The sequence below is a fragment of the Pseudomonas sp. 3MAES_34.3B genome (assembly GCF_058145875.1).
Genome location: NZ_CM176960.1, coordinates 1,133,995 through 1,159,682, shown reverse-complemented (window position 1 = coordinate 1,159,682; position 25,688 = coordinate 1,133,995). Strand labels below are relative to the sequence as shown.

Annotated in this window: 26 protein-coding genes and 1 tRNA gene; 13 read left to right on the top strand and 14 right to left on the bottom strand. The window is 62.8% G+C overall.

What is annotated here, in order from left to right:
* Nucleotides 1-143 precede the first annotated feature (143 nt).
* Both htpX and AC3Z8Y_RS05220 read left to right on the top strand, forming a co-directional pair.
* Nucleotides 144-1,031: a protease HtpX gene (gene htpX / locus AC3Z8Y_RS05225; RefSeq protein WP_490088738.1), complete on the top strand. Its 888-nt coding sequence runs from the start codon at nt 144-146 to the stop codon at nt 1,029-1,031.
* 155 nt (nt 1,032-1,186) lie between these two features.
* Nucleotides 1,187-1,954 carry a DODA-type extradiol aromatic ring-opening family dioxygenase gene (locus AC3Z8Y_RS05220; protein WP_490088737.1) on the top strand — a complete coding sequence of 256 codons (768 nt, stop codon included), beginning with the start codon at nt 1,187-1,189 and terminating at the stop codon, nt 1,952-1,954.
* A 117-nt stretch (nt 1,955-2,071) separates the two neighbouring features.
* Here AC3Z8Y_RS05220 and AC3Z8Y_RS05215 read toward each other — a convergent pair whose 3' ends face one another.
* Nucleotides 2,072-3,733, bottom strand: coding sequence for a DEAD/DEAH box helicase (locus tag AC3Z8Y_RS05215; RefSeq protein ID WP_490088736.1), 1,662 nt, complete (start codon nt 3,731-3,733; stop codon nt 2,072-2,074).
* 291 nt (nt 3,734-4,024) lie between these two features.
* Entirely contained in the window at nt 4,025-4,801 is a 777-nt protein-coding gene (locus AC3Z8Y_RS05210) for a spermidine synthase (protein WP_490088735.1), read from the bottom strand.
* Between the two features lie 126 nt (nt 4,802-4,927).
* On the opposite strand from AC3Z8Y_RS05210, the gene AC3Z8Y_RS05205 reads away from it, so the two are divergent.
* Nucleotides 4,928-6,274, top strand: coding sequence for a class II 3-deoxy-7-phosphoheptulonate synthase (locus AC3Z8Y_RS05205; RefSeq protein WP_181117341.1), 1,347 nt, complete (start codon nt 4,928-4,930; stop codon nt 6,272-6,274).
* Here AC3Z8Y_RS05205 and AC3Z8Y_RS05200 read toward each other — a convergent pair.
* Nucleotides 6,255-7,481, bottom strand: a complete 1,227-nt coding sequence (locus tag AC3Z8Y_RS05200) for a winged helix-turn-helix domain-containing protein (RefSeq protein ID WP_490088734.1) — start codon at nt 7,479-7,481, stop codon at nt 6,255-6,257. The genes AC3Z8Y_RS05205 and AC3Z8Y_RS05200 overlap by 20 nt on opposite strands.
* A gap of 115 nt (nt 7,482-7,596) precedes the next feature.
* Nucleotides 7,597-7,830, bottom strand: a complete 234-nt coding sequence (locus AC3Z8Y_RS05195; protein WP_490088733.1) for a DUF1127 domain-containing protein — start codon at nt 7,828-7,830, stop codon at nt 7,597-7,599.
* A gap of 96 nt (nt 7,831-7,926) precedes the next feature.
* Between AC3Z8Y_RS05195 and AC3Z8Y_RS05190 the strand changes: the two genes are divergently transcribed.
* Nucleotides 7,927-8,781: a LysR substrate-binding domain-containing protein gene (locus AC3Z8Y_RS05190; RefSeq protein ID WP_490088732.1), complete on the top strand. Its 855-nt coding sequence runs from the start codon at nt 7,927-7,929 to the stop codon at nt 8,779-8,781.
* Here the strand turns inward: AC3Z8Y_RS05190 and AC3Z8Y_RS05185 are convergent, their stop codons facing one another.
* Entirely contained in the window at nt 8,782-9,531 is a 750-nt protein-coding gene (locus tag AC3Z8Y_RS05185; RefSeq protein ID WP_490088731.1) for a sulfite exporter TauE/SafE family protein, read from the bottom strand.
* 179 nt (nt 9,532-9,710) lie between these two features.
* Between AC3Z8Y_RS05185 and AC3Z8Y_RS05180 the strand changes: the two genes are divergently transcribed.
* On the top strand, nt 9,711-10,181 hold the full coding sequence (locus AC3Z8Y_RS05180) for a MarR family winged helix-turn-helix transcriptional regulator (RefSeq protein ID WP_490088730.1): 471 nt from the start codon (nt 9,711-9,713) through the stop codon (nt 10,179-10,181).
* A 70-nt stretch (nt 10,182-10,251) separates the two neighbouring features.
* Here the strand turns inward: AC3Z8Y_RS05180 and AC3Z8Y_RS05175 are convergent, their stop codons facing one another.
* Together AC3Z8Y_RS05175 and earP are read right to left on the bottom strand one after the other, a co-directional pair.
* Nucleotides 10,252-10,821 carry an elongation factor P gene (locus AC3Z8Y_RS05175; protein ID WP_181117336.1) on the bottom strand — a complete coding sequence of 190 codons (570 nt, stop codon included), beginning with the start codon at nt 10,819-10,821 and terminating at the stop codon, nt 10,252-10,254.
* Nucleotides 10,822-10,862: 41 nt separating this feature from the next.
* Nucleotides 10,863-11,993 (bottom strand): elongation factor P maturation arginine rhamnosyltransferase EarP, encoded by a 1,131-nt coding sequence (earP, locus tag AC3Z8Y_RS05170; protein WP_490088729.1) that lies wholly within the window; start codon nt 11,991-11,993, stop codon nt 10,863-10,865.
* Between the two features lie 132 nt (nt 11,994-12,125).
* Here earP and AC3Z8Y_RS05165 point away from each other — a divergent pair, with 132 nt between their 5' ends.
* The 3 genes from AC3Z8Y_RS05165 to AC3Z8Y_RS05155 all read left to right on the top strand — a co-directional run bounded on the left by AC3Z8Y_RS05165 (nt 12,126) and on the right by AC3Z8Y_RS05155 (nt 13,562).
* Nucleotides 12,126-12,602: a hypothetical protein gene (locus AC3Z8Y_RS05165; protein ID WP_490088728.1), complete on the top strand. Its 477-nt coding sequence runs from the start codon at nt 12,126-12,128 to the stop codon at nt 12,600-12,602.
* Entirely contained in the window at nt 12,602-13,084 is a 483-nt protein-coding gene (locus AC3Z8Y_RS05160) for a GreA/GreB family elongation factor (RefSeq protein ID WP_490088727.1), read from the top strand. Before AC3Z8Y_RS05165 ends, AC3Z8Y_RS05160 begins: the two co-directional genes overlap by 1 nt.
* A 97-nt stretch (nt 13,085-13,181) precedes the next feature.
* The gene (locus AC3Z8Y_RS05155; protein ID WP_490088726.1) at nt 13,182-13,562 is read left to right on the top strand and encodes a hypothetical protein; all 381 of its coding nucleotides are present in this window, start codon (nt 13,182-13,184) and stop codon (nt 13,560-13,562) included.
* A gap of 56 nt (nt 13,563-13,618) precedes the next feature.
* On the opposite strand, the gene AC3Z8Y_RS05150 is transcribed toward AC3Z8Y_RS05155, so the two are convergent.
* Nucleotides 13,619-13,708, bottom strand: a tRNA-Ser gene (locus tag AC3Z8Y_RS05150).
* 197 nt (nt 13,709-13,905) lie between these two features.
* On the opposite strand from AC3Z8Y_RS05150, the gene AC3Z8Y_RS05145 reads away from it, so the two are divergent.
* The 3 genes from AC3Z8Y_RS05145 to AC3Z8Y_RS05135 all read left to right on the top strand — a co-directional run bounded on the left by AC3Z8Y_RS05145 (nt 13,906) and on the right by AC3Z8Y_RS05135 (nt 16,423).
* A complete protein-coding gene (locus AC3Z8Y_RS05145; protein WP_490088725.1) occupies nt 13,906-14,601 on the top strand; it encodes a crotonase/enoyl-CoA hydratase family protein in 696 nt (231 codons plus the stop codon).
* Between the two features lie 82 nt (nt 14,602-14,683).
* Nucleotides 14,684-15,421, top strand: coding sequence for a lysophospholipid acyltransferase family protein (locus tag AC3Z8Y_RS05140; RefSeq protein WP_490088724.1), 738 nt, complete (start codon nt 14,684-14,686; stop codon nt 15,419-15,421).
* A 30-nt stretch (nt 15,422-15,451) separates the two neighbouring features.
* Nucleotides 15,452-16,423 carry a magnesium and cobalt transport protein CorA gene (locus AC3Z8Y_RS05135; protein WP_490088723.1) on the top strand — a complete coding sequence of 324 codons (972 nt, stop codon included), beginning with the start codon at nt 15,452-15,454 and terminating at the stop codon, nt 16,421-16,423.
* Nucleotides 16,424-16,517: 94 nt separating this feature from the next.
* Here AC3Z8Y_RS05135 and AC3Z8Y_RS05130 read toward each other — a convergent pair whose 3' ends face one another.
* The 6 genes from AC3Z8Y_RS05130 to AC3Z8Y_RS05105 form a co-directional block, all read right to left on the bottom strand.
* Nucleotides 16,518-17,252 carry an amidotransferase gene (locus AC3Z8Y_RS05130; protein ID WP_490088722.1) on the bottom strand — a complete coding sequence of 245 codons (735 nt, stop codon included), beginning with the start codon at nt 17,250-17,252 and terminating at the stop codon, nt 16,518-16,520.
* 495 nt (nt 17,253-17,747) lie between these two features.
* Nucleotides 17,748-18,569 (bottom strand): transglutaminase family protein, encoded by an 822-nt coding sequence (locus AC3Z8Y_RS05125; protein WP_490088721.1) that lies wholly within the window; start codon nt 18,567-18,569, stop codon nt 17,748-17,750.
* Complete coding sequence (locus AC3Z8Y_RS05120; RefSeq protein ID WP_490088720.1) at nt 18,566-19,516, bottom strand: alpha-E domain-containing protein; 951 nt, start codon at nt 19,514-19,516, stop codon at nt 18,566-18,568. Before AC3Z8Y_RS05120 ends, AC3Z8Y_RS05125 begins: the two co-directional genes overlap by 4 nt.
* Nucleotides 19,506-20,939 carry a circularly permuted type 2 ATP-grasp protein gene (locus AC3Z8Y_RS05115; protein ID WP_490088719.1) on the bottom strand — a complete coding sequence of 478 codons (1,434 nt, stop codon included), beginning with the start codon at nt 20,937-20,939 and terminating at the stop codon, nt 19,506-19,508. Before AC3Z8Y_RS05115 ends, AC3Z8Y_RS05120 begins: the two co-directional genes overlap by 11 nt.
* A 333-nt stretch (nt 20,940-21,272) precedes the next feature.
* Nucleotides 21,273-21,614, bottom strand: coding sequence for a ribonuclease E inhibitor RraB (locus tag AC3Z8Y_RS05110; RefSeq protein ID WP_490088718.1), 342 nt, complete (start codon nt 21,612-21,614; stop codon nt 21,273-21,275).
* A 98-nt stretch (nt 21,615-21,712) separates the two neighbouring features.
* The gene (locus AC3Z8Y_RS05105) at nt 21,713-21,949 is read right to left on the bottom strand and encodes a hypothetical protein (protein WP_490088717.1); all 237 of its coding nucleotides are present in this window, start codon (nt 21,947-21,949) and stop codon (nt 21,713-21,715) included.
* Between the two features lie 184 nt (nt 21,950-22,133).
* Here AC3Z8Y_RS05105 and AC3Z8Y_RS05100 point away from each other — a divergent pair, with 184 nt between their 5' ends.
* Together AC3Z8Y_RS05100 and AC3Z8Y_RS05095 are read left to right on the top strand one after the other, a co-directional pair.
* Nucleotides 22,134-24,665 carry a penicillin acylase family protein gene (locus AC3Z8Y_RS05100; RefSeq protein ID WP_490088716.1) on the top strand — a complete coding sequence of 844 codons (2,532 nt, stop codon included), beginning with the start codon at nt 22,134-22,136 and terminating at the stop codon, nt 24,663-24,665.
* A gap of 276 nt (nt 24,666-24,941) precedes the next feature.
* Nucleotides 24,942-25,688 carry a gluconate 2-dehydrogenase subunit 3 family protein gene (locus AC3Z8Y_RS05095; protein ID WP_490089941.1) on the top strand — a complete coding sequence of 249 codons (747 nt, stop codon included), beginning with the start codon at nt 24,942-24,944 and terminating at the stop codon, nt 25,686-25,688.

Sequence of the window (25,688 nt, the reverse complement as noted above, 5' to 3'; positions counted from 1 at the left end):
ACCGAGTGTCGAAGAAGTCGACACAGCGTGTAGGAAACTTCTGAAGACACAGTTTGAAATAGTCGATCTGTTGAATCGCCGGAGGGGGCGCCTTATATAGCCGACTACGCTTCACTTCAATCCGTCAGGAGTAACTCGACACCATGATGCGCATTCTGCTGTTTGTGGCCACCAACCTTGCGGTGGTGCTGATTGCCAGCATCACCCTGAGCCTTTTCGGCTTCAACGGCTTCATGGCGGCAAACGGGGTAGACCTCAACCTCAGCCAGCTGCTGATTTTCTGCGCGGTCTTCGGCTTTGCCGGCTCGCTGTTCTCGCTGTTCATTTCCAAATGGATGGCGCGCACGAGCACTGGCACCCAGGTAATTACCCAACCGCGCACTCGCCACGAACAGTGGCTGTTGCAAACCGTGGAGCAGCTTTCCCGCGAAGCCGGCATCAAAATGCCCGAAGTGGGGATTTTCCCTGCCTACGAGGCCAACGCCTTCGCTACCGGCTGGAACCGCAACGACGCCCTGGTCGCGGTAAGCCAAGGCCTGCTCGAGCGGTTTTCCCCGGACGAAGTGCGCGCGGTACTGGCGCACGAGATCGGCCATGTGGCGAACGGCGACATGGTCACGCTGGCGCTGGTACAGGGCGTGGTGAACACCTTTGTGATGTTCTTCGCGCGGATCATTGGCAACTTCGTCGACAAGGTCATCTTCAAGAACGAAGAAGGCCAGGGCATGGCGTACTACATCGCAACCATCTTCGCCGAGCTGGTGCTGGGTATCCTGGCCAGCATCATCGTGATGTGGTTCTCGCGCCGCCGGGAGTTCCGCGCCGACGACGCCGGTGCCCGCCTCGCCGGCACCGGTGCGATGATCAATGCGCTGCACCGCCTGCGGGCCGAGCAGGGCGTGGCGGTCACCATGCCAAGCACCCTCACCGCCTTTGGCATCAATGGCGGCCTCAAGCATGGCTTGGCCGGCCTGTTCATGAGCCACCCGCCTCTCGAGGAACGGATCGACGCCTTGCGTCGGCGCGGCTAACCCAGCGGAGGGCGACGAAAGTCGCCCTCTTCGTTTGTGCCGGGCGCCTTGAGCACCTGCCTATGAATTCGATTGATTCATGCGAAAAAACCCGTTGGATTTCTGCCCCTGGGCTCGATGAAGATAGCGCATTACTGATTATCCACGAGGCCGCCATGCTGCCCAGTCTGTTCATCTCCCACGGTTCCCCCATGCTGGCGCTCGAGCCTGGCGCCAGCGGGCCAGCCTTGCGCAAGCTGGCTGCCGCGCTGCCCAGGCCCAAGGCCATAGTGGTGGTATCCGCCCACTGGGAAAGCCCTACCCTGCAGGTAAGCAGCCACCCTGCCCCGCCTACCTGGCACGACTTCGGAGGCTTTCCCCGCCCACTCTACGAGCTGCAATACCCCGCTGCCGGGGAACCCGAGCTTGCAACCAGGATCATGGCCCAACTGATCGAGAAAGGGCTACCTGCTACCCTGGACCCACAACGGCCGTTCGACCACGGGGTATGGGTGCCGCTGCGGCTGATGTACCCGGGCGCGGATATCCCCGTGGTGCAGGTTTCACTCCCCAGCCAGTACGGGCCGGCGCTGCAGGTCGCGGTAGGCAAGGCGTTGGCCCCGCTTCGGGAGCAGGGCCTGCTGCTGATCGGTTCGGGCAGCATTACCCACAACCTGCGAGAGCTGGACCGTCAGGCAGAGGACGAAGCCGCTACGCCTTGGGCATTGGCGTTCAGGGACTGGATTGCGGGCAAGCTCGGCAGTGGAGATATAGAGGCACTGCTGGATTACCGCCGCCAGGCACCACATGCCGTGCGCAACCACCCGAGCGAGGAGCACCTGTTACCACTGTACTTCGCGCTGGGCGCGGGAGAGCGCTTCAGCATCGTGCATCAGGGCTTTACCCTTGGGGCGCTGGGGATGGATGTGTATCGGTTTGATTGAAGCGTCGCCTGCCCCTTCGCGAGCTTCGCCTATCGGCTCCGCCCGTCTCCTAAGGCCGGGCTTTGAAAACAAAAACCCCCGCACTCAGGCGGGGGTTTTTGTTACAGCAGGCGCGGCTCAGTCTTCGCGATAACGGCGCAGCTTCAGCTGCTTGCCGGCAACGCGGGTGTCCTTGAGCTTGGCCAGCAGGCGGTCGAGGCCGTCTTCCGGCAATTCAACCAGGCTGAAGCTGTCACGCACCTGAATGCGACCGATGGTTTCGCGTACCAGGCCACCCTCGTTGAGGATGGCGCCCAGCAGGTTTTTCGCGGCGATACCGTCGCGAGCACCCAGTGCGGTACGGCAGCGAACGCGGCCTTCGCCCAATGGCATCGGGGCACGGCGCTCGTGGCGCTCACCGCTACGCTCACCGGTGCGCTCGCGCTGTGCGGCCGCGGTCGGGACCAGCGGCTGGTCACGCTCAACGGTCGCCAGGTCCAGCGCCTGGCCATTGGTGGCCTTGCTCAGGAGTGCGGCGGCCAGGGCGCGCGGGCTGCAACCGATGTCCGCGGTCAGGCGGTCGAGCAGGTCGCCATGGCTGGCTTCGGCGTCGGCCACCAGCGGCGCGATGCTGTTGGTCAGCTTCTTGATGCGGGCATCCAGTACCGCCTGGGCGCCTGGCAGGCGCACTTCGGTAACCTTCTGGCCGGTCACACGCTCGATCACCTGCAGCATGCGGCGCTCGCGTGGGGTAACCAGCAGCAGCGCGCGGCCTTCGCGACCGGCACGGCCAGTACGGCCGATACGGTGAACGTAGGACTCCGGGTCGTACGGCATGTCCACGTTGAACACGTGGGTGATGCGCGGTACGTCCAGGCCACGGGCAGCGACGTCGGTGGCGACAACGATGTCCAGGCGGCCATCCTTGAGCGAGTCGATCACGCGCTCACGCTGGTTCTGGGCGATGTCACCGTTGAGCGCAGCGGCCTTGTAGCCCTTGGCTTCCAGCGCGCTGGCCAGGTCCAGAGTGGCCTGCTTGGTGCGCACGAAGGCGATCAGCGCATCGAACTCTTCCACTTCCAGCAGGCGCAGCACGGCGGCTGCCTTCTGATCGGCGTGAACCAGCAGGTAAGCCTGCTCGATCGCCGAAACGGTCTGGGTCTTGGTCTGGATCTTGACGTGCTTGGGGTCTTTGAGGTGACGCTCGGCGATGGCCCGGATGGAGGCCGGCAGCGTAGCCGAGAACAGCACGGTCTGGCGGGTTTCCGGCATGGCATCGAAGATCACTTCGAGGTCATCCATGAAGCCCAGCTTGAGCATTTCGTCAGCTTCGTCGAGCACCAGGTGATTGACGGTGGCCAATACCTTTTCGTCGCGGCGCAGGTGGTCGCAGAGGCGGCCGGGCGTTGCTACAACGATTTGAGCGCCGTTACGAATGGCTTTGAGTTGCGGGCCCATCGGGGCACCGCCATATACAGCTACAACGTTCACGCCAGGCATTTGCTTGGCATAGGTTTCGAACGCGGTAGCCACTTGCAGCGCCAACTCACGGGTTGGCGCCAGGATCAGGGCTTGCGGCTCGCGCTTGCTCGGGTCGATACGGTGCAGGATCGGCAGAGCGAACGCGGCGGTTTTGCCGGTGCCGGTCTGCGCCTGGCCGATCATGTCATGACCGGCGAGGATGATCGGAATCGATTGCTGCTGGATCGCGGAGGGTTCTTCGTACCCTGTGGCGATAACGGCTGCAACGATGCTTGGATGGAGTTCGAGCGCGGCGAAGCCGCCGGATTCCTGGGTCATGGGTCTGCCTCTAAGTGCATCCGCAAAGACCCATGCTCCAAAGTTGCGCATGCCGTAAGACTTCGAGAGTCACCCTGGCAACTTTGGCGGCGGGGATTTGCGAAAACGATTGATGAATGAATCGTCAGGAGAGCCCGCTAGCGCGGACGTCAGCCGAAGCTGTCTTCGGAGAATGCTACCTAAACGTGGCCCGTTAAAAGGCCGGCGCGCATCATACCTGAAAAGCGCCCTTGCGGGGGAGTTTTTTCTCAGGCAAGACAGCGCTGCCTCGCCTGTAGCCATTGGCTTTGCTCAAGAGGCCGGCCGTAGCGCCTTCAAGAGGCTTTCCAGCGAGTAACCCAGGCGCGGCGCCAGCGCTGCGCAACGTTGATGCAGGGCGTCGAAATCCAGTTGCTGGTCCAGGTCGGCGGGTACCAACAGGATCACGTTCCCCTCCTTTACCGGCAGTTCCCAATAGTGGCGGTGGTACAGGCCCCGCAACAAGGCGGCGCCTAGCGGCTTGCCGTCATCGCTGGCCCATTGGTTGATCACCAGCCAGCCGCCCGGGTTGAGCCGTTGCTGGCACTGCTCGAGAAAACGCCAGGCGAGGTGGGCCACACCCGGGCCCTGATCCGTATAAAGGTCGACGAACACAAGGTCGGCCGACTCGGCGGTAGGCAGCAGTTCGAGGGCATCGCCGATCCGGATGTACAGCCGGGGGTCGTCTGCCAGGCCCATGTATTCCATGGCCAGGCGCGGCACATCCGGGCGCAGCTCGATGCATTCCACGTCCTCCAGCGGCAGGTGCGCCAGGCAGGCCTGAGTGAGGTTGCCGGCACCGAGGCCCAGGAACAACGCGGTTTCCGGCGCGTCATGACACAACGCGCCAATCAGCATGGCGCGGGTGTAGTCATACTCGAGCCAGGCGGGGTCGGGCATGAACACGCAGCTTTGTTCGATGGCCGCGCCGAACTCCAGGAAGCGGTAGTCACCCACCTCCCACACGCGGACCACGCCGAAGGCGTCTTCCACTTCGGCAAGCAGGCGCTCCTCGGAAGGAGGCGGCGCGGGTTGGATCGGTTCGTCCACGGCGAGGCGTTCTTCAGGCGGAAACCGGCCATTCTCCCTGACTCACGGGCAATTCGCCAGCGCAGCGAACCCGGGCGCTTGTGCGGTAATATCCAGCCCCCCTGCCCTTCAACCCGCGAGGTCATCATGTCCGCCCCCTGGAGCCCAGACAGCTGGCGCTCACTGCCGATCAAGCAGCAGCCGAGTTACCCTGACGCCGATCACCTTGCCAAGGTGGAACGCACTCTCGCCGGCTTCCCGCCCCTGGTGTTCGCCGGCGAGGCGCGTGAATTGCGCCGACAGTTCGCCGAAGTCACCCAGGGCCGCGCCTTCCTGTTGCAAGGCGGCGATTGCGCCGAGAGTTTCGCGGAGTTCTCCGCCGCCAAGATCCGCGACACCTTCAAGGTATTGCTGCAAATGGCGATCGTGATGACCTTCGCCGCTGGCTGCCCGGTGGTGAAGGTAGGGCGCATGGCCGGTCAGTTCGCCAAGCCTCGCTCGGGCAACGACGAAACCCAGGGGTTGGTGACGCTACCGGCATACCGCGGGGACATCGTCAACGGCATCGGCTTCGACGAGCAAAGCCGCACCCCAGACCCCGAGCGGCTGATGCAGGCGTATCACCAGTCCACCGCCAGCCTGAACCTGTTGCGGGCCTTCGCCCAGGGTGGCTTTGCCGACCTGCATCAGGTGCACAAGTGGAACCTGGATTTCATTGCCAACTCCGCCTTGGCAGACAAGTACCACCGCCTGGCGGACCGCATCGACGAAACCCTGGGGTTCATGCGCGCCTGCGGCCTGCATGAGTTGCCCCAGCTGAGGGAAACCAGCTTCTTCACCGCCCACGAAGCGCTGCTGCTCAACTATGAACAAGCCTTCGTGCGCCGCGACAGCCTCACCAACGACTGGTACGACTGTTCGGCCCACATGCTGTGGATTGGCGACCGCACCCGCCAACTGGACGGCGCCCATGTTGAGTTCCTGCGAGGGGTGAACAACCCCATCGGCGTCAAGGTGGGCCCTACCATGGACCCGGACGAGCTGGTGCGGCTGATCGACGTGCTCAACCCCGACAACGACCCCGGCCGCCTGAACCTGATCGTGCGCATGGGTGCCGGCAAGGTGGGCGATCACTTGCCTCGCCTGCTGCGGGCTGTGCAGCGCGAGGGGCGGCAGGTGCTGTGGAGCAGCGACCCGATGCACGGCAACACTATCAAGGCAAGCACCGGCTACAAGACCCGGGATTTTGCGCAAATCCTCGGCGAGGTGAAGGATTTCTTCCAGGTGCACCAGGCCGAAGGTACTTACGCGGGGGGCATCCATATCGAGATGACCGGGCAGAACGTCACCGAATGCATTGGCGGGTCACGGCCGATCACCGAAGACGCCTTGTCCGATCGCTATCACACCCACTGCGACCCCCGCTTGAACGCCGACCAGTCGCTGGAACTGGCCTTCATGATCGCCGAAACGCTCAAAGGGGTTCGCCGCTGAGTTCAAGCGCAGCCAGCAGCGCAAGCCCTTCGGGGCGCGGGCATTGGATATCCAGCGCCGCCAGGCCCAGCCAGGCGGCCAGGGCTTTCAAGGCAGCCGCCAGTGCCTGCATGGCGTCATCGCGCAGCGCCGGGCCTTCCTGATGCAGAGCATGTACCCGCAAGCATCCATTGGCACGGTCGGCGCGAACGTCCACCCGCGCCACCAGGGCTTCCCGGTGTAAAAACGGCATCACGTAGTAGCCGTATACCCGGCGGGCCGGCGGCGTGTAGAACTCCAGCCGGTAGCGGAAGGCAAACAGCCGCTCGGCGCGGTCGCGCTCCCATATCAGCGAATCGAACGGGGATAACAGCGCGCTAACGTCGACCTTGCGAGGTACGCGCGAAACCGGCAGGCACCAGGCCGGCTGCGCCCAACCTTCTACGTCGCAGCGTAACAGGCCGCCCTCTTCCTCCAGCTCCAGCAGCCGGGCCCGAGCATCGTCGGGGCCGACCCTGAAATAGGCGCGAAGGTCCCGCTCGGTAGCAACACCGAGCGCCCGCGCGGCATGCAACAGCAGCGCGCGCTGGGCATCGGCTTCATCAGGCGTGGGTTGGGCCAGGAGCGCGGCTGGGAATACACGCTCCGGCAGGTCGTACAGCCGCTCGAACCCCCGCCGCGATGCGACCGTTACTTCACCTGCCGCAAACAGCCACTCCAGGGCCATTTTCTCTTCGCTCCAGTCCCACCAAGGCCCCGCTCGCTCCTTGCGCGTGGACAGGCTGCCTGCGCCCAGCGCACCGTTACGTCGAACGTGATCCAGAACTTCGGCCACCCGCCGGGGCTGTTCGGTGCCGAAGCGCGCCAGCTCCCGGTAGATGCCCTCGCCGCGCCGGGCACGCGCCATGCGCCAGCGCAGAAGGGGCTCCAGGCCCAGCGGCAACAGCGAAGCTTCGTGCCCCCAATACTCAAACAGCCGCCGGTGCCTGCCCTTGCCCCAGGCAAGGCGGTCCAGCGTTTCACGCGAATAACCGCCCAGGCGTGAATACAGCGGCAGGTAGTGAGAGCGTGCCAGTGCATTGACCGAATCCAACTGCAAAGCGCCGAGGCGCTCGGCCATTGCCAGCAGGTGCCGGGGTTCGTGCCGGCCTTGGCGCGCGCCAAAGCCCTGGGCATGCAGTGCCAGCCGACGGGCTTGTGGCTGGCTGAACGATTCACGCGGGGGCATAGGCAATCCGAACATGCAAACTCATACCTTAGCCCAGGAACCCCTCAGCAGCGGTTTCAGCCCTGTGGGACCCGGCGCAGCCGGGGAATGTTCGCAAGCTGCGCCAGCCCCAGGCTCAGTGCTTGAGCGGGTCATCCCAGAACGGCCGGTCGGCTTCTGACACGATATCAGCGCGGCTCAGCCCCAGGTCATGCAGCGCGTTGTCGCTCAAGGAAGCCAATTGCCGCCGCTGCTGCCCTAGTTCATGCCAGCGACCAAGGCGACCGAAAACGCCCTTTAACCAAGCCGTAACCGGAAAGAAATGAAACGGCGCCGGGTGAGCCCGTACAAAACCTTTTTGACCTTTCATCTTGTCGCCCTCCGTGAGTGATGGGCAAAGTGTCTGCCTGGCGATAAGATCAATCCAACGAATGTTTCTTATCCTTACCATCTCAGAGTTTGATGAATGGCCACGTACCCCAGCATTGATTCGGATGTACTGCGCACCTTTGTGGCCATTGCCGACCACGGTGGATTTACCCGTGCAGGCGAGCTGGTCAATCGCACTCAGTCTGCCGTTAGCATGCAGATGAAGCGGCTGGAAGAAGACGTGGTGCAGCGACAGCTGTTCGAACGCGACGGCAGGCAGGTTCGCTTGACCGCCGAGGGGCAGGTGCTACTAGGTTATGCCCGACGCATCCTCAAGCTTCATAGCGAAGTGTTCAACACCTTGCGCGCACCTCACATGGTCGGCACCGTGCGCATCGGTACGCCGGATGATTACGCCATGCGGTTCTTGCCGGGCATCCTGTCGCGATTTGCCGAGGCTTACCCACTGGTGCAGGTGGAAGTGCATTGCGAAAGCTCCAAGGCGCTGATGAACAGGCAAGACCTGGACCTCACCATCGTGACCCGCGAGCCGGGCCACGAGATCGGCCAGTTGCTGCGCCAGGAGCGGTTTGTGTGGGCAGAGGCGAGCGGTTTCTCACCCCACGAACGGGACCCGATCCCGCTGGCCATGTTCAACACCGACTGTTTCTGCCGGGCCTGGGCCTGCAATGCGCTGGATACGCGCGGCAAGGCTTATCGCATTGCCTACACCAGCCCGAGCCTGGCGGCGATCATGGCCGTGGTGACCGCTGGCCTGGCGGTCACCGCCCAATTGCGCAGCCTGATCCCGGCGGACATGCGCATCCTCGGCCCGGCCGAGCAGTTGCCCGAGCTGCCGCTGGCGAACGTGATGCTGCTGCGCAATGCGAGCACCCAATCGACGGTGACCGAATCCCTGGCTGAGTTCATCGCCGAAGGTTTCCGCCTGTGATCACAGCTTCATCGCCAGCATCAAGGCGCACAACAGCAAGAACCCGCAGAAGGCCGCGCGCAACACACGCTCGGGCAGGGCATAAGCCAGTTTCACGCCCCAGCTGATGCTCAACAGCCCACCTACCGCCATCGCCAGGCCCATGGGCCAGTTCACGTGGCCGTGCAACGCATAGGTCACCAGAGTGATGCCGGTGCTGGGCGCCGCAAGGGCCAGCGATAGCCCTTGGGCCACCACCTGGGAAGCACCGAACACTGCCGTAAGTACCGGGGTGGCGACCACCGCCCCGCCTACTCCGAACAGCCCGCCCGCCAGCCCCGCCAGCCCACCGAGCGCTGCCAGCGATGGCCAGCCATGCTTGAGCGCCTGGCTGGGGGGCGTCTGGCGCCCGAACATACGCAGTAGATTCGTGAGCACCAGAAACAGCAGAAAACCGATGAAGCCCTTGCGCATGGCCGCCCCATCCAGGCCAACCGCCCACAGCGACCCGAGCCAGGCGCACACCAGCCCGGCGACGCCCAGGGCGACGGCGTGTCGGTGGTCGATTCGATTACGTTGGTGATAACGCCACAGCGCTAGCAACACATTGGGTACCACCATCACCAGCGCAGTGCCCTGCGCCAGTTGCTGGTCCAGCCCGAACAACAGGCCCAACGCGGGAATGGCGATCAGCCCTCCGCCGATGCCGAACAAGCCGCCGAGCGTTCCCAATGCCGCGCCAAAGGCTACATAGCCTACCCAGTCCAACATGCCGAGCCTCCGTAAAAACGCGCCATCGTACGGGAAATGAACATTTAACGAACTTCTGAATGCGTTCACGGTTCGAAATTTCAGGCTGCTCACGCAGTACCGATAGAGCCGACATGGATTGAATGGCACACTAAATACAAGCGCACTACTTTTAACGTCATTCGACATCAAGGATCAGCATGAAAGCCGAACATTCAACAAAACAGGCGGCCGACTCCGGCGATCACTTGCTGCTGGATAACCAGCTTTGCTTTGCCCTTTATTCCACTTCCCTGCTGATGACCAAGGTTTACAAGCCTCTACTCAGCAAGCTGGGGCTTACCTACCCTCAATACCTGGCCATGTTGGTGCTGTGGGAGCGCGACGGCATGACCGTGGGCGAGATCAGCACGCGCCTGCTCACCGACCCCGGCTCTCTTACACCCTTGCTCAAACGGCTGGAAAGCCTTGGCCTGCTCAGCCGAACCCGCAGCAAGGAAGATGAGCGCGTGGTTATCGTGAACCTGACCGAGGCCGGCCGGAGCCTGCGCGACGATGCACTGGAGATACCGGCCTGTGTCTTCGGCGCGGTGGCCATGGACCCACCCGACCTGCGCAAGCTGCAGGACCGCCTGCTGGAACTGCGCGGCCGGCTTCAGGACAACGTCTGAGCCCCACCCGGGCGCATCGCGCAGGCACAAAAAACCCGGCGCATGGCCGGGTTTTTCATCGCGGCGAAGCTTACTTCGCGCGGCCTTTGTAGGAGCCGCCTTCGCGCGTATCGATCTCGATCATGTCGCCGATTTCGATGAAGTCGGCCACCGACAGTTCGGTACCGTTTTTCAGTTTGGCAGGCTTCATGACCTTGCCGGAGGTATCGCCACGGGCGGAACCTTCGGTGTAGTCGACCTGACGCACGATGGTGGTCGGCAGCTCTACGGATACCAGGCGGCCTTCGAAGAACACGGCTTCGCAGACGTCGGTCATGCCTTCTTCGATGAACGGCAGAACGGCTTCGATATCTTCGGCGTTCAGCTCGTACATGGTGTAGTCGGTGGTGTCCATGAAGGTGTAGCTGTCACCGCTGATGAAGGACAGGGTGGCTTCCTTGCGATCCAGGATCACGTCGTCCAGCTTGTCGTCAGCCGAGTACACGGTTTCGGTCTTGTAGCCGGTCAGCAGGTTTTTCAGCTTGGTCTTCATGATCGCGCTGTTACGGCCGGACTTGGTGAATTCGGCCTTCTGCACCAGCCAAGGATCGTTGTCGATCCGCAGGACGGTACCGGGTTTGAGCTCTTTACCAGTTTTCATTACGCAATTCCGAATAGGGGTGGTGACGGTCTAGCCGCGTATCATAGCGAATTTCGGCAAAACTGTACCAGCGCCGTGGCAAGGTCCGGGCGAGCGGCCAGTTGCTTGCACCATGCGCGGGCGTGGGCTTGCAGCACCTCACGGTGGGCCTCGAAGCCCACCCAGGCGGTAGCCATGTCCCCGTCCATGTTCCAGGCGCGCCACAGCCCGGACAACGCTTCGGCGGCTGCCGCGGGCAGTGCCTCGGTGTACAGGTCGAGGAAGGCCTCGAGCTTTTCCCAGTGCGCGTATTCATCCTGACGGTAGATGTGCCAGAGCATCGGCCGCGCGGCCCATTGGGCCCGTACGAAAGAGTCTTCCCCGCGCACGGCGTTGAAGTCGCACGCCCATAGCAAATGGTCGTAATCGCGCTGAGAAACGAACGGCAACACCTGGACCGTGAGCGCATCACGCACGCAAATCCCGCCCGGCTGCAGCCGCGCTCCTGCCCAGGGCTCCAGGCTGGCCAGCACCCGGCCCTCCGGCACTAACAGATGAATGGGATGCGCGGCCTTCGACAGTTGCGTCAACCAGCCCGGCAGGCCGTCGTTCTCGTAGGCGAACAGCGAGATCAGCCCAGCGCCGGGCGCCGGGGTTACACCAAGGCTGCGCAAAAAATCGGCGCGCATGAACGCGTCACGCTCGAACGCCGCCCGGCGAGTGAGCAGGTCCGCTTCACGCAGCAAGCCGCCAGTGTCCTGGCGAAACCCTGGGAAGAAGAAAAACTTTCTCAGCCCGCCCGATTTCATCGAGGGCAGGCCGTGGCACCCGCCCACCCAAGGCTCGGCGCTCAGATAATCGAGGTTGACCCATAAGGTGGGGCCGGGCCGGGCCGCCAGAGCGGCTTCGTACTCCGCTGGCAACGTGCAGCCGAAGGCTTCTATCACCACCTGCGCGGGAGAGGCGCCTGGCCATGGATCGCGCCATGCACACACTTCCACGCCTTGCACCTGCTGGGCCTGGGCATGGGGATCGGCGGCCGGGCACAGGCGCGCGAACGCGCCAAGGTCGTCGATCCACAGACGAACCTTAAGGCCGTGTTCACCCGCCAACTGGCGAGCCAGGCGCCAGGTCACCCCGGCGTCGCCGAAGTTGTCTACCACCTTGCAGAAAATATCCCAGCTGTTGTCCATTGCGCTCCTGCCAAGCAAGGCAAACCGCGAATTGTGCGGGCTGGCCTCAGGGCCGTCCACTGTAGGCAGCACGGACTGTGCCACACTATCGGCAGGTGCTTGTGCCATCGGCAATGTTTTCGGAGACCTGAAATGCCCGTCCACCCTCCCCGCCGCACGCTTGCGGTGCGTATTCCCAGCCTTACGCTGGTGCTGTCCATTGCACTGGGTATGTGGCTGGGCTTCCTCCTTATACTCGTGACCGGCTGGGCCGCCTGGCATTACGGCTATGCACCGCCCCTGGCCCCAAGCCCTGCCGCGAGTACAGGCGCTGCTGCCGCCCCGCCGCGCCCGATCGACCGCCTGCCCCCGCAGGCGCCAAACCCCGTGCCTGCACAGCCGGGCATGCAGTCGCCTTCGGAGCCGTCCACGGAGCCAGGGCCTGGCGCCGATGAGATGTTCCAGCACTATCAACAGAACTTGCACTCCCAGGCACTGCGTGACGCTGAGGCGGCCGCCCGCGCCAACCCCGCAAACCAGGCCAACCCCAAATGCCAGTTCTGGCTGGAGCAGGCACAAACGGCCGCTACCGATGACAGCCGCGAACAGGTGGCGAGGTTCTGCAACTGATGAACAAGGCTAACCTGCACGCCGTGATTCTCAGTGCACTCGAACGCGACCTCGCGGTTGCCCAGCGCGCGGCGCAAACCGCCTATGAAGCGGCAACCCATGAAGAAAACGTCGCCGAAAACAAATACGACACCCTAGGCCTGGAGGCGTCTTATCTGGCCACCGGCCAGGCGCGGCGCATGGCCGAAATCGCTCAGGCCCTCAGCCGGGTTCGGGAGCTGCGCATCGCCGAGCACGCCCCAGAGCATGGCCTGCGGATCGGTGACTACGTGGAGCTGGAAAACGCCGAAGGCGAACTGCGCGCGCTGTTCATCGGGCCTGACGCCGCCGGCCTGGTAGTGCAGGTTGACGGCCGCACCGTGACCGTGATCACCCCCAACGCCCCGCTGGGCCAGGCTTTGCTACATCACCACGAAGGCGATGAAGTGCACCTTCAAGTGGCGGGCAAGCCCCAGCACTACGTGATCACCCAGGCTTGGTGAGCACTGCCCTGCCCCTCCGTCGCCCCGGTATTGACGAAGCGCCCTCATGAGCTATCACCAGAGGAACCTTTCTTGAACGACGGGGCAGGAGCTCAGCATGGCCAAGATCACTATCCAGGCCGGCGACTTTCTTCAAGGCGACGGCCACTTTGAAGACGACGCCTTCACCTTGAAAACCATACGCCACCCTTCGCATGGGGAAAGGATTCCGCTCAGCCGGGTGGCCAGGCTTACCATTGCCAATGAGGAAACCGCACGCCACCTGGTGCCGGCGCTGGGCTGGGGCATGGCCGGCGCACTGGTGGCGGGGCCGGTAGGCTTCATGGCGGGGCTGTGGTTCGGCGGCAAGGAGCATGAGGTGACGTTCGTAGCCACGCTAAAGGATGGCCGCATGCTCACCGCGATTGCCAACCGGGAAACGTTCGGGCAGATCAACGATACGCTGGCCCCGAAAACGCCCCGCGATCGGCTGGCCTGAGGCACCCCAAAAAGCAAAAAGCCCCGCAAGCGTTGGCCTGCGGGGCTTTCTTCATGTGGCGGTGAGGAAGGGATTCGAACCCTTGATACAGTTTCCTGTATACACACTTTCCAGGCGTGCTCCTTCAACCACTCGGACACCTCACCGTAGCTCTTCACACCGTCAGTGTGTCGAGGCGCGCTAATGTAGTCGAAACAGAATCGGATGGCAAAGCTTTTTTTATGCTTTTCATGCGCTTACCCAAACGGCACGCCGCGGCCGTGACTGCCAGGTCACCCGCCGCGCTTTACCGGAACGAAGGTGCCAGTTAACGTTTGCCTCCTCTCATACAAGGAACCGCTCCATGTCCGACCTGATCGACTACCGCCTCGACGAAGGCGTGGCGACGCTTACCCTCAACAACGGCAAGGTGAACGCTATTTCTCCGGCAATGATCGAGGCGTTCAATCAGGCGCTGGACAGGGCCGAAACCGACCGCGCGGTGGTAGTGATCACCGGCCAGCCCGGCATTCTTTCCGGCGGCTACGACCTCAAGGTAATGACGGCCGGCCCGCAACAGGCGGTGGAACTGGTCACGGCGGGCTCTACACTGGCACGGCGGCTGCTGGCCCACCCGCACCCCGTGGTAGTGGCATGCACCGGCCATGCCGTGGCCAAGGGCGCCTTCCTGCTGCTGGCAGCGGACTACCGCATCGGCGTTGAAGGCCCGTTCCATATCGGCCTGAACGAAGTGATGATCGGCATGACCATGCATCACGCCGGGATCGAACTGGCGCGTGATCGCCTGCGCCGTTCGGCGTTCCACCGCTCGGTCATCTGCGCGGAGATGTTCGACCCTCAAGGCGCCTTGAGCGCGGGCTTCCTCGATGAGGTGGTAGCGCCAGAGGCCCTGGCCGCAGCCGCGACCAAGGCTGCCCAGCGGCTGAAGAGCATCAACCAGCTCGCCCACCGCAATACCAAGCTCAAGGTACGCAAGGCCCTGCTCGACACCCTGGACGAAGCCATCGCGCTGGACCGTGAACAATTCAAGGTAGGCTGAGGCCAGCAACGCGAACGATGTCATTTGCTGCTCGCAGGTCACGACCGTACACTGCGTGGCCTTCGCATCGAGAGTAGTTGGCATGCTCTACGTCGTTCGCATGGCCTTGCTGGGCCTGAATTTTCTGCTGGTGGGCGTGCTTGGCCTGCTGGTCGGGCTGGCCCGGCCGTTCAATCCGGACAACAACCGGATCTTCGCGCGGCTCTACAGCCGCCCTTCGCTGGCCCTACTCGGGCTACGCCTGGAGGCGGACGTCGCCACACTGCAGGCGCAGCCGCCAGGCTTCGTGATCATCGCCAACCATCAGTCCAACTTCGACGTGTTTTTCCTGGGCTCGATCGTGCCACGCCGCATGGCGTGCATCGGAAAGAAAAGCCTGGGCTGGGTACCTCTTTTCGGCCAGCTGTTCTGGCTGGGCGGCAACGTGCTGCTCAACCGGGACAACGCCTATCAGGCCCGCCGCGCGCTGCAAACCACCAGCCGCGTATTGCGCGATCAGCACACGTCCATCTGGATTTTCCCCGAGGGTACGCGTAACCCGGGTAATCGCCTGCTGCCCTTCAAGAAGGGTGCGTTCATGATGGCGATCGACGCGGGCGTGCCGATCATTCCGGTGTGTGCCAGCCGTTATGTGCGAGCGCTGGACTTCAACCGCCGGCACAGCGGTGACATTCGCGTTCGCTCCCTGGCGCCCATCCCTACCCAGGGCCTGACCGCCAAGGATATTCCCGAACTGATAGCGCGCTGCGAGCACGCCATGCAGGCGTGCATCGACGAGCTGTCCGCGGTCACTGAACTGCAAGTGCACGCGCTACTCTGATCTGGCGACACCATTGGAGATCCACCGATCATGGGCCGAGTCGTTGCCGCGGCGGTGTACAGCGCCGGCAAGAAAGTTGCTGACATCAAGCTGGAGGATGGCCGCCAGTGGGCCTGCCAGCCGCGTCATTTCGTGTGGATCGGCCTTGAAGAGCCAGACGGCGCCACGCTGTCGTTGTTGCAGAAGCAATTCGGCCTTCACGAGCTGGCCATAGAGGATGCGCTGGAGCGTCACAGCCGGCCCAAGCTGGAAACCTTCGGCGACGCGCTGTTCATCGTGACCTACTCGCCCGTGCGGCGCGAGGGCAAGCTGGAATTCATCGAAACCCATATCTTCGCTGGCAAGGGCTACGTGATCACCTGCCGCAACGGCCACTCTGCCTCGTACGCGCTGGTACGCCAGCGCTGCGAGGCGCGCCCGATCCTGCTGGAGCATGGCGAGGACTTCGTGCTGTACGCCATCCTCGACTTTGTGAGCGAGAACTATCAGCCCGTTACCGAAAGCATCCATCAGGAAATCGAAACGCTGGAGCAGAATGTGCTGAGCCAGGCGCTCAACGAGCGGGATATCCATTGCCTGCACAACCTGCGCCGGGACCTGCTGCGCATGCGCCGCTACCTGGCACCGATGGTGGAAATCAGCGAGGAACTGCAGCGGCTGGATTTCCCTTTCATCGACAAGAACATGCGACCGTACTTCCGCGATGTGCAGATCCACGTCACGCGGCAGATGGAAGATTTGACCGGCATCCGTGACATCGCCAGCCAAACCATCGAAATCGGCATGCTGCTCGAATCCGCGCGGCAGAGCGTTACCCAACGCAAGTTTGCCGCCTGGGCCGCGATCCTGGCCTTCCCCACCGCCATTGCCGGCATCTACGGGATGAACTTCCAATACATGCCAGAGCTGAACTGGCACTACGGCTACTTCACGGTGCTGGGTGTGATCGTGGTGGGCTGCACCGGGCTGTTCGCCAGCTTCAAGCGGTCGGGGTGGTTGTAAGCGCGTTATTCGCAGGCTATCGCCTGGTCCCACAGGGTGAGCGCCATGGTGAACGCCATCCGCTGTGGGACCAGGTAGCCGGATTGCTACCGAATCAACCCGCCTTCTGTGCCTGCTCACGCGGGGTGGCCACGAAGCGCATCATCCATTCGGCCACGGTGGCGCCGTCGTGGTCATGGGCCAGGCTGTCCATGGCCGCCTGATACACGTGTTCCCCCAGGTTCTGCTGGCGAAGGTCGAGCAGCGCGCGGGAGTAGTCGTGGACAAACTCCGGGTGGCCCTGGAAGCACAGCACCTGGTCGTTGAGCTGGTAGGCGGCGTAGCGGCAGAATTCGCTGGAGGCGACCACGGTGGCCCCTTCCGGTAGCTCCGTCACCTGGTCCTGATGGCTGATGAGCAGTGTCAGGTCACCGCTGTGTGGGGTCATCCAGGGCGCCTCAGCGTGCAGCTGGTAGCGGTGGCTACCTACCCCCCACCCTTGCTCGGCCCGTTGCGCGCGGCCACCCAGCAGCAACGCCAGCAGTTGGTGGCCGAAGCAGATCCCCAGCAGTTTGTCGCCCCGCTGGTAGCGGTCGAGCAAAAAGGCCTTGAGGGTTTCGATCCAGGGATCGTTGCCGAACGAGTCGGCCTTGCTGCCCGTGACCAGGTACGCATCATAGCGCGCGCTCTCGGGCGGATACTGCCCATCCACCACATTGAACACGTCGAAATCTGCGGCCACCGGCTGGCGTTTGAACAGCGCCTGGAACATCGCGCCATAGCCGGTGTACTGCTCTACCAGCTCGGGGCGAATGTGGTCGGTTTCGAGGATGCAGATGCGCAACGACATGGGTATCGGTCTCGGGTCGAAACAAGCGGGATTGCTTGCCGCAAGCCTGCATGGGAACGGCAGGTAAATGCAATACCACGGACAGACGAACGGTCAGGCGGTGAAGTGACTCTGCGCAGGCTGTCTAGGTCAACGTACTGAAACGATACGGCGAGGAGTTCCCCGGGATTTTGCGCCGAAATAAGCCTAATTCCTGCTAGATCGTGCTGGACAGCACAGTGAGTGCTTCTACATTGAAAAGTGTTCCGGTCGCGCGGGCCGCTCGCCTGCGCACCGCGACCAGCCAATACGCAGTGAAGCCGCCCCAGGCAGCGGGCCGGCGCTGGTCAACAAAAAGAAAGGCTAGATGTCATGTTCAAACATCCCAAATTTCGCCAGGCGGGGCTCATTGTCTTTGCCACGACCTTACTATTGATTGTGCCCAACCTGGGCCGCTTCTTCGGCTAGCAGGCGCAGGCAGCCCTGCCCCCATGGGGCAGCGGCCTGGCGTATCGTTCACTGTTGCTGAGTGAGTACTGCCGTCGCACGCGCGGGTGCGGGCCCGGCGGTGACCTCTACATGCCCGCTGCTGGCTTTCACACCGCCCGCGCGGCGCATGGCGCGTACAGGGCAGGCGTCCAGATGGTCCAGGCCTACCGCCAGCTTGAGATGGCGCTCGGGCCGTGCCAGCCCCTCGGCTATGTCGAAGCTGTACCAGGCGCCGTCAAGCCAGGCCTCGGCCCAGGCATGGTCGGCAAGCTCATGGCTGCCCGGCGTGTACAAGTAGCCCGACACATAGCGCGCGGCGATGCCCAGCGTGCGGGCACCGGCGAGGAAAGCGTGCGCTTTGTCGTGACAGGCGCTGCTGCGCTGCGTAAAGGCCTGGGTTGCGGTCAGCGGATGAGCATCGTTCCCTGCTGCAGCGGCCATGTGTGCACCAAGGCCATGCATCAGCTCGATCAAGGCGCTACGGTCGCGGCGATTGCCACAGGTAGCGTGAGCGAATTCCCGAAGCCCGAGGTCGGCCTCGGTCAGGCTGGTGGTTCGCAGGTAGGGCAAAGGCGAAGGCCGCTCGTGTTCGGCCTCCAGCGTTTCGTTGATTTCAACCTGCCCTCGGGCGCGGATGACGATTTCCCCGTGGGGGTCCTCCAGGCTCAGCACGTGCAGCACATTGCCGAAAGGGTCGAGCTGCGGGCGTACGGCCCGTGGCAGGTCGAGTTGCCAGCTGAGCACCTGCTGGCGCTCGGTATCGTGCGGGGTGAGGCGCAGATACTGAATGCTGCTGCGCACTTCATCCTCGAACCGGTAGGTGGTTTCGTGACTGATCGTAAGCCTCATACAACCTCCAGGTAGCAGCGGTGAATGACGTTGCCCAGCTCGCGTATTTCATCGATGAACTGGTTTAGCCACTCGTGCAGGCCTTCCTGCAAAATGTCGTCGATCCCGGTATAGCGCAAGCGTGCGTCCATCTCTGCAGCCGCACGTTGCGCGGGGCGGCCATTGAGCCCTGGCAGCACCGAGAGGATCTGGTCGATTTCCTCGGTGCATGCGCGTAGCGAGCGCGGTACGTCAGCCCTGAGCAGCAGCAATTCGGCCACCGGGCGCGCCGCCGGGGCATCCCGGTAAATCTCCGTGTAGGCCTCGAACGACGATAGCGCTCGCAGCAGCGCGCTCCACTGGTAGTAGCTCCACGCCGAATCGTCCGCCACGGTGTTGAGCGCTTTGATGCTCATCATTTCATAGCGGGCATCAAGCAGGCGCAGGGTGTTGTCGGCCCGCTCGAGGAAGGTGCCCAGCCGAATGAAGCGGAAGGCATCGTTGCGCATGATGGTGCCGTAGGTGGCGCCGCGGAACAGGTGCGAGCGTTCCTTGAGCCACTCGCAGAAGCGGCTCATGCCATATTGCGCCAGGCCCTGGGCCGCGATACCGCGGATTTCGAGCCAGGTGGCGTTGATGTTTTCCCACATATCTGCGGTGATTCGCCCACGCACCGCATGGGCCGATGCCCGTGCCGCGCCCAGGCAGCTATAGATGCTGCCGTGGTTGGTGGCATCGAGGGCAAAGAAATGCAGCAGGCGTTCGTGGTCCAGTTCACCGTGGCGCGCGATGTAATCGTCGAGCGTGCCAGTGATCAGTAACGGCATGGTCATTTCATCGAGGCCGGTGCGGCCATCCTGGGGCATCAATGACAGCGAATAACTCACATCGAGCATGCGTGCCATGTTTTCCGCGCGCTCCAGGTAGCGCGACATCCAGTAAAGGTCTGAGGCGGTTCTACTGAGCATTGGGCAGGCTTCCTTGATCCTCGACGACCCAGGTGTCTTTGGTACCGCCGCCCTGGGACGAATTGACCACCAGCGACCCCTCGCGCAAGGCAACCCGGGTCAGGCCGCCAGGGACCACCCGGGTTTCTTTGCCGGACAGCACGAACGGGCGCAGGTCGATATGGCGAGGGGCGATACCGTTTTCCACGAACGTGGGACAGGTTGAAAGGCTGAGGGTGGGTTGGGCGATATACGCCGCTGGCCGCGCCTTGATGCGCGCGCGGAACGCTTCAATCTCGGCAGCGGTGGACGCCGGCCCCACCAGCATGCCGTAGCCCCCGGAGCCTTGGGTTTCCTTGACCACCAGTTCGGGCAGATGCGCCAGCACATGGGATAGCTCATCGGGCTTGCGGCACTGCCAGGTCGGCACATTCTTGAGAATCGGTTCTTCATCCAGATAAAACCGGATCATGTCCGTCACGAAGGGGTACACCGACTTGTCATCCGCTACGCCGGTGCCGATGGCATTGGCCAGCACCACGTTGCCGGAGCGATAGGCCACCAGCAGCCCGGGCACGCCCAGCATCGAGTCCGGGTTGAACGCGAGCGGGTCCAGAAACGCATCGTCCAGCCGGCGATAGATCACATCCACCTGCTGCGGGCCGTGGGTGGTGCGCATGTACACCTTTTCGTCGCGAACGAAGAGGTCTGCGCCCTCCACCAGTTCCACCCCCATTTCCCGCGCCAGAAACGCGTGTTCGAAGAAGGCACTGTTGAAGCGGCCCGGCGTGAGCACCACTACGCTGGGGTCGTCCAGGGGGCTGGAGCTTTTAAGCGTGTCCAGTAACAGGCTGGGGTAGTGGTCGACCGGTGCGATCCGCTGCGCCGCGAACAATTCCGGGAAAAGGCGCATCATCATCTTGCGGTCTTCGAGCATATAGCTCACGCCGCTGGGGGTACGCAGGTTGTCTTCCAGTACGTAATAGCTGCCGTCGCCATCGCGCACCAAATCCACACCTGAAATGTGCGAATACACGTCCCGGTGCAGATCCAGCCCTTGCATCGCCAGCTGATATTGCTCGTTGGCCAGTACCTGCTCCGCTGGTATCACGCCAGCCTTGATGATGCGCTGGTCGTGGTAAAGGTCAGCGAGGAACATGTTCAGCGCCTTCACGCGCTGGATGCAGCCGCGCTCCACCACTCGCCATTCACTGGCCGGAATGCTGCGCGGGATGATATCGAACGGGATCAGCCGCTCGGTGCCTTGTTCGTCACCATAGAGGGTAAACGTGATACCGGCACGGTGAAACAGCAGGTCGGCTTCACGGCGCCGTTGCGACAGGAGCTCTTCAGGGGTGCGGGCAAGCCATTGGGCAAAAGCCTGATAGTGCGGGCGAACATGGCCGTCCGCGTCGTACATCTCGTCATAAAAGGTGCGGCTCATGCCGTGCTCCTTGTCACCTGGACATACCTTTGTCGCAAGCCCCGTGCCAGCACTCTCAACCTCAAGCACCACGGTACCCGCTGCGGTTACCACTTACCGCAGGGGCAAGAACCGCACTAAAACCGTGCAAGCGCAAGCAGGGGAACAAAGGCCACGCCTCACAGGGACGCAATCCCCGTTAAAGGCTTATGGCTATGACCTATATAGTCGCGGTTGATTTCACACATCTGGCCCATCAAGAGCAAACTTGGCGCCTGTTCGTACCTGCCACCGACCCCCTTCACTTTCCCGTTCGGCCACCCTTGAGGTGGCCTTTTTTTTTGGGAAACAGATTTACACGCGATGCCCGGGCAACCTGTGTTTGACGCCCCAGCCTTCTATCTCGCCGCCAAGCGGCTCTACCACGCATCCGAAGTCGTGTTCGAACTCGCCGATTCCGAATCGAGTGGCATACATCAACTTTGACAATTCAAGGTGCCAGGCGCCATCCGGGCGCTCCATCACCTGGGCGTTGAGGGACTCGCCCCTGAACTGACCAGCGGCGGCGCGGGCGCCGTCTTCGTCAGGGAACACCGCATAAAATTCGATGGGATGGATGGCGGCGAAGTCAAAGCCACCTTCTTTCATTTTCCGGAGCAACACCGTACTGATGTCTTCCTGGTAAACAGTGCTCATGTCTCGTCCTCCTGAAAGCGATGGATAGACTTTCCGTGTTACCGGCCACGCCGGTCACTTGCATGAAGCGTTTGAAGGTAAAGGGAGGCGCTTGCGGCTCAGGCCTTTTCAGTGATGTCGGTGATTTTCACCCCATTCTGTTCTTCCAGCCATTTGACCGCGGGAGCCTCCACGCGGCCTTCGAAATCGTTGAGATCCGCCTTTGCGGTAACTGGGAACAGTTTTGTACGCACCGCCACAGCCGCTTCTTCAGCAGTAGGCTGGCTATCAGAAGCAAGCTCCAGGCGGTCGATGATGCCCTTGTGGTCTAGGAAGGTGATCTCCCACTTTCTCATTGGTATCTCCTTCGGGCCGTGATTGTAAGGATAAGAGGCCTCGTGCCTGCCCATAGTGGACCGGGCGGCTGGCAGGGTTGTTCCGCCGGTGTTGCCCTGAAATAAAGCCGATGGGCTGGCTTGCGAACCGCCGACAGGCTAACTACCTTAAGCGCCTTTCCGATGCTTGCCCCAGGAGCCCTCCATGGCGTTGTCTGCTTTCCGCCACTTCGTACCCCGTTTCGGCCTGGCCGCAGCTATTTCCGGCGCGCTCGGGCTTGCGGGGTGCCAGACCTGGGTCGACGACCACAACAGCGAAAGCCTGCCGCCGACCATGGGGGTACAGCCACTCAAGGGGCTGGGCCAAAACGTCTCGGTACGGCGCAACACCCTGGGCATGCCGCTGATCGAAAGCAGCAACTTCCATGATGCGCTGTTCGCGCTTGGCTATGTACACGCCACCGACCGGATCAGCCAGATGGTCGGCATGCGCCTGCTGGCGCAAGGGCGCCTGGCCGAAATGGTCGGGCCAGGCGCGCTGGAGGCCGACCGCTTCATGCGCACCGTGGACCTCAAGCGCCGTGCCGCCGAACTGTACGCCGCCGCCTCGCCGCGCTTGCGTAACTTCTTCGAGATCTACGCACGTGGCGTGAACGCCTGGCTCTTCCGTTACAAAGACAAGCTGCCGATGGATCTCGCACAGTCGGGCTACAAGCCTGAGTACTGGAAAGGCGAGGATTCGGCACTGGTGTTCTGCCTGATGAATTTCAGCCTGCAGATGAACCTTCAGGAAGAAATCAACAGCCTGGTGCTGGCACAGAAAGTTGGTGCCGACAACCTGGCCTGGTTGCTGCCCACCTACCCCGACGAGCCATTACCGTTCGATGAAGCCGCCAAGCTCAAGGGGCTGGCCCTGGGTGGCCAGTTCGCCAGCCTGAGTGCCGTGAGCGAACAACTCGCCGGCCTCGGCCAGCTCGGCGTAGCGGCTTCCAACAACTGGGCACTGGCACCGTCGCGTAGCCGCAGCGGCAAGAGCCTGTTCGCCAACGACACTCACCTGCCGATCGGCCTGCCCAGCGCGTGGAATTTCGTGCAGGTGCGCGCACCGAAATTCCAGGCCGCCGGGGTGTCGCTCGCTGGGGTGCCCGCAGTAGTGGCCGGCTTCAACGGCAAGCTGGCCTGGGGCATGACCATGGTCATGGGCGATAACCAGGACGTGTTCCTGGAACGGGTGAAGCGGGAGAACGGCGTATTGATGTACCAGGCCGACGGCAAATGGGTACGCGCGGCCGCCCGCAACGAAACCTTCTTCATCAAGGGCCAGAGCCCGGTGCGCGAGGTGATCTACGAAACCCGCCACGGCCCGTTGCTCAATACCGCGCTGGGCGAGCGCAAAGTGGGCGTGCAGCCCGCGCCGTTTGCCAGCGGCTACGGGCTGGCCCTGGAGACGCCAGACCTGAAGGACGACCAGTCGCTGGACGCCTTCTTCAACCTGTCCCGCGCCCAATCGGTGGAAAAGGCCTTTGATAGTGCCCGCGACATCCGCGCCATCGCCTTGAACATGGTGTTCGCCGATGCCAACGACATCGGCTGGCAGGTGACTGGCCGCTACCCGAACCGCAAGGATGGCAAAGGGTTGGTGCCTTCGCCCGGTTGGGACAGCCGCTACGATTGGGACGGCTATGCCGACCCTATGCTGCACCCCTATGATCAAACGCCCGCCAGCGGCTGGCTGGGTACCGCCAACCAGCGTACCGCCCAGCCGGGCTATGGCATGCAGCTGTCCAGTTCCTGGTATTACCCAGAACGCAGTGAGCGCATTGCCCAGCTGGCCGCCAACGGCAAGCAGGACGCCCGGAGCATGATCGCCTGGCAATACGACCAGACAACGCCTTTCGCCGCCAAGCTCAAGCGTATGTTCGAAACCCCGGGCATGGCTCAGCCTCTACAAAAAGCCATCGACGCCCTTCCCGTTGGCGATCGCGCCAAGGCACGGGAAGCGCTCAGCCGACTGATGGCCTTCGATGGTCGGCTGTCGGCGGATTCCGCCGATGCCGCCCTGTACGAGTTGTTCCTCCAGGAAAGCGCGCGGCAAACCTTCCTCGATGAACTCGGCCCGGAGGATAGCCCCGCATGGAAAGCATTCGTGGCTGACGCCGACCAATCCTACTCGGCTCAGGCAGACCACTTGCTCGGCCGTGACGACAGCCCGTTCTGGGACGACACGCGCACACTTGGCAAGGAAGACAAGCCAACGATCCTGGCGCGCAGCCTGGCAGCGGCGGTAACCAGCGGCGACAGCCTGATGGGCACGGACCACAAGGCCTGGCAGTGGGGCAAGCTGCATCAATACCGGTGGACCACCGAAGGCACCAAGATGGCCCCCTGGCTGGATGCTACCCAGCGCGCCGGCCTGGCTGCCCTCGATGGCTACCTCAACCGGGGCCCGGTACCGGCCGGCGGCGATCACACCACCCTCAACGCGGCGGCCTACCACTGGGGCAGCAACTTCGACGCCTGGCTGGTGCCGGCCATGCGCATCGTGGTGGACTTCGGCCAGCCCGAACCCATGATGGGGGTGAACAGCACGGGCCAATCAGGCAACCCGGCCAGCCCGCATTATGCGGACGGCATCCAGAACTGGCTCAAGGGCCAGTACATGACCTTCCCCATGCAGCCGCAAAACCTGGACAAAGCCTACGGCACACAGCGGTTGACCTTGGTGCCTGTGAAGTAAGCCCTACCATGACAGGGGGCGGCCCAGATGGCCGGCCCCGCCGCTCCCGACACGCATAAAACCTGCCCTGCATCAATACCAACGTATTGCGAGATGTAACATCGCCGCACGCATCTGCTACCATGGATCCCAACAGCGTAGCTCCCTATCGTTTTTACGATCCTGTCCGCTCCCCGGGCGCCCCGTTTTATAAAAGCAAAAACAACGTCTCCTCGCTGATCCCCGCAATCGCTTCACCGCACCTAACCGTGATTCACTCTCGAGGGAGATGCCATGATGGCAACCGATAATAAAACCGACCACTCCGACGCCAGGCGCGATTTCCTGCGCAAGTCGCTGACCCTGATTCCCGTGGTAACCCTGGCCAGCGCCGGTGTTGCCGCTCCAGTGCTGGCCCAAACCCCAGCGCCGGTCCCAGCGCCGCCCAAACCGTCAACCGATGTGAACGACTACCACCCTGCCTTCTTCACCCAGGAAGAATGGGCGTTCCTGAACTCGGCCGTGGCTCACCTGATTCCCAATGACGATCGAGGCCCAGGCGCTGCCGAAGCGGGGGTGCCGGAATTTATCGACCGCCAGATGAACACCCCTTACGGCACGGGCGCGTTGTGGTTCATGCAGGGCCCTTTCCACCCGGACGCACCCGCGGAGCTGGGCTACCAGCTCAAGCTCTCGCCGCAGCAGATCTACCGCCTGGGCATCCAGGAAACTGACACCTATTGCCGTAACACCTTCGGCAAGGTGTTCGCTGAACTGAACGCCGACCAACGCGAACAAGCACTGCAGGCGCTGGACACCAACAAGGCGCCGTTCGAGGCCCTGCCCGCCAGCACGTTCTTCAACATGCTGTGGAGCAACACCAAGGAAGGCTTTTTCTGTGACCCCATCCATGGCGGCAACAAGCACCTGGTGGGTTGGAAGCTGATCAATTTCCCGGGCGCTCGCGCCGATTTCATGGATTGGGTGGAACGCGATGAACGCTACGCCTTCCCGCCTGTTTCCATCAACGGCGCGCGGGGTTGA

Bases quoted from the DNA above. Each gene is read 5' to 3' on its own strand.
- htpX (WP_490088738.1), top strand. From the start codon at position 144: ATGATGCGCATTCTGCTGTTTGTGGCCACCAACCTTGCGGTGGTGCTG.
- AC3Z8Y_RS05220 (WP_490088737.1), top strand. From the start codon at position 1,187: ATGCTGCCCAGTCTGTTCATCTCCCACGGTTCCCCCATGCTGGCGCTC.
- AC3Z8Y_RS05215 (WP_490088736.1), bottom strand. From the start codon at position 3,733: ATGACCCAGGAATCCGGCGGCTTCGCCGCGCTCGAACTCCATCCAAGC.
- AC3Z8Y_RS05205 (WP_181117341.1), top strand. From the start codon at position 4,928: ATGTCCGCCCCCTGGAGCCCAGACAGCTGGCGCTCACTGCCGATCAAG.
- AC3Z8Y_RS05200 (WP_490088734.1), bottom strand. From the start codon at position 7,481: ATGCCCCCGCGTGAATCGTTCAGCCAGCCACAAGCCCGTCGGCTGGCA.
- AC3Z8Y_RS05195 (WP_490088733.1), bottom strand. From the start codon at position 7,830: ATGAAAGGTCAAAAAGGTTTTGTACGGGCTCACCCGGCGCCGTTTCAT.
- AC3Z8Y_RS05190 (WP_490088732.1), top strand. From the start codon at position 7,927: ATGGCCACGTACCCCAGCATTGATTCGGATGTACTGCGCACCTTTGTG.
- AC3Z8Y_RS05185 (WP_490088731.1), bottom strand. From the start codon at position 9,531: ATGTTGGACTGGGTAGGCTATGTAGCCTTTGGCGCGGCATTGGGAACG.
- AC3Z8Y_RS05180 (WP_490088730.1), top strand. From the start codon at position 9,711: ATGAAAGCCGAACATTCAACAAAACAGGCGGCCGACTCCGGCGATCAC.
- AC3Z8Y_RS05175 (WP_181117336.1), bottom strand. From the start codon at position 10,821: ATGAAAACTGGTAAAGAGCTCAAACCCGGTACCGTCCTGCGGATCGAC.
- earP (WP_490088729.1), bottom strand. From the start codon at position 11,993: ATGGACAACAGCTGGGATATTTTCTGCAAGGTGGTAGACAACTTCGGC.
- AC3Z8Y_RS05165 (WP_490088728.1), top strand. From the start codon at position 12,126: ATGCCCGTCCACCCTCCCCGCCGCACGCTTGCGGTGCGTATTCCCAGC.
- AC3Z8Y_RS05160 (WP_490088727.1), top strand. From the start codon at position 12,602: ATGAACAAGGCTAACCTGCACGCCGTGATTCTCAGTGCACTCGAACGC.
- AC3Z8Y_RS05155 (WP_490088726.1), top strand. From the start codon at position 13,182: ATGGCCAAGATCACTATCCAGGCCGGCGACTTTCTTCAAGGCGACGGC.
- AC3Z8Y_RS05145 (WP_490088725.1), top strand. From the start codon at position 13,906: ATGTCCGACCTGATCGACTACCGCCTCGACGAAGGCGTGGCGACGCTT.
- AC3Z8Y_RS05140 (WP_490088724.1), top strand. From the start codon at position 14,684: ATGCTCTACGTCGTTCGCATGGCCTTGCTGGGCCTGAATTTTCTGCTG.
- AC3Z8Y_RS05135 (WP_490088723.1), top strand. From the start codon at position 15,452: ATGGGCCGAGTCGTTGCCGCGGCGGTGTACAGCGCCGGCAAGAAAGTT.
- AC3Z8Y_RS05130 (WP_490088722.1), bottom strand. From the start codon at position 17,252: ATGTCGTTGCGCATCTGCATCCTCGAAACCGACCACATTCGCCCCGAG.
- AC3Z8Y_RS05125 (WP_490088721.1), bottom strand. From the start codon at position 18,569: ATGAGGCTTACGATCAGTCACGAAACCACCTACCGGTTCGAGGATGAA.
- AC3Z8Y_RS05120 (WP_490088720.1), bottom strand. From the start codon at position 19,516: ATGCTCAGTAGAACCGCCTCAGACCTTTACTGGATGTCGCGCTACCTG.
- AC3Z8Y_RS05115 (WP_490088719.1), bottom strand. From the start codon at position 20,939: ATGAGCCGCACCTTTTATGACGAGATGTACGACGCGGACGGCCATGTT.
- AC3Z8Y_RS05110 (WP_490088718.1), bottom strand. From the start codon at position 21,614: ATGAGCACTGTTTACCAGGAAGACATCAGTACGGTGTTGCTCCGGAAA.
- AC3Z8Y_RS05105 (WP_490088717.1), bottom strand. From the start codon at position 21,949: ATGAGAAAGTGGGAGATCACCTTCCTAGACCACAAGGGCATCATCGAC.
- AC3Z8Y_RS05100 (WP_490088716.1), top strand. From the start codon at position 22,134: ATGGCGTTGTCTGCTTTCCGCCACTTCGTACCCCGTTTCGGCCTGGCC.
- AC3Z8Y_RS05095 (WP_490089941.1), top strand. From the start codon at position 24,942: ATGGCAACCGATAATAAAACCGACCACTCCGACGCCAGGCGCGATTTC.